Source organism: Enterobacter cloacae complex sp. P38RS (genome assembly GCF_014930775.1).
GTDB classification, from domain to species: Bacteria; Pseudomonadota; Gammaproteobacteria; order Enterobacterales; family Enterobacteriaceae; genus Enterobacter; species Enterobacter bugandensis.
This window is the reverse complement of sequence record NZ_JADBRS010000030.1, coordinates 1-1,426: the sequence shown is the minus strand read 5'-3', so window position 1 is coordinate 1,426 and position 1,426 is coordinate 1. Positions and strand designations below refer to the sequence as shown.

The window sequence follows — 1,426 nt, the reverse complement described above, 5'->3', positions numbered from 1 at the left end:
TAATGCCAGTCAGTTAAGACTCTGACTGGCCCTTTTTCGGGGCTGTGGGGTATCTCCAGGGCCTTTCCTTTACCACTCTCGGGAAGGCCCTTTCCCTTCTTATCGGTAATTTTACCAGTTGCCCCATACTTTCAAGATCACGTGTCAGCTCCGGGATACGCCCCGGTGAAGCGCCCTGCAGGGTCATCAGCATTCTCATTACCATTCCGCATGATTCTGAGAAGCTCAACTGGTTCGGCCAGTATCCTTTCAGATGTCCCGCCATTTTAATCATCTGATATCTCACCAGATTATACGCCAGTAATACGCCCCATAGCTCCTGCTCCACAAGCTCCGGCTTTTTACTTCTCACCGTCAGCCTGCTCAGCTGCATCGTCTGTTTTATCTCCCTGTATCCCAGCTCTATCTCCCAGCGATGGCTGTACAGGTCTGCCATTTCTCCCCCCGGGTAACGCATGGCATCCGTCATTGACGTCAGCAGGTGACAGATTTTTCCTTTGCGCGTCACGGTCAGCAGGCGCGCTGTCATCTCATTTCCCAGACCCGGCCACTTTTTTCGTGCCTGTGGACTGGTTTTCAGCCTTACCAGATGATCGCCTTTGCCCAGTTTTCTGACCTCTTCGTACTGCGCTCCCTTTCTGAGGGGGATCATCCAGTGCCGGTGCTCTCCCGCCTGGCTCCAGGCGTTTAACAGCCCCAGTGAGTAATATCCCTTATCCATTAACGTCAGGGTGTTATCGCCGGTTTGCTCTATAAGTTGCCCGGCAAGCTCATTTTCACTGCTTTTCATCGTGCCGAAGGCCGCTGCTGTCAGCAGATGGCTGGTCAGCTCCATCTGGCAGACCATTTTGACCTGCGGGTAGAGTGCCGGATTTCCGCCATGCGTCTGGCGGGGGAAGGCGTTATCATTTTCTGGCGTGTCCGGTGTTCGCCAGAACACACCATCGATGGCCAGCAGGGTCAGACCGCACCAGTTCGGATGCGGCGTGTTTCCATGCCAGAGCTGCGCTGTTTGCGTGAACACCCGGCGGACGGCCTCGCTTCCCAGCCGCTGGCGGGCCTGGATCACGGCGCTGGGCGCAACGAACGGACGATTGCCGGGTAACATGATATCCAGCCGGTTAACGATCTGATGAAGAGGCTCCTTACGCTCAAGGGCCATACCGACAATGCACCAGACCATCATTTCCAGAGGAAGGCGCCGTTTGCGTAACGTGACAGTGCCGGATTCTTTAAGGCAGCGGGAAATCAGTTCCGGGTCAAGGTAGTCGCCCAGAGAAGTCAGTGGGTTACGCAGAGAATCATAACGGGATACCAGATCAAGAGCCTGTCCAATGTGCATAAAAAAATCCGGAAACGGGTGAGCATTTCCGGATTCTTACACAGCCACTGGATCGGTCAACCGATCCTTAACTGATCGGCATTA

1 protein-coding gene is annotated in these 1,426 nt (G+C 54.6%); it reads right to left on the bottom strand.

What is annotated here, in order from left to right; all coding sequences use genetic code 11:
- Positions 1–13 precede the first annotated feature (13 nt).
- Positions 14–1,342: an IS4 family transposase gene (locus IM303_RS22110; protein WP_048999009.1), complete on the bottom strand. Its 1,329-nt coding sequence runs from the start codon at positions 1,340–1,342 to the stop codon at positions 14–16.
- Positions 1,343–1,426: the final 84 nt, after the last annotated feature.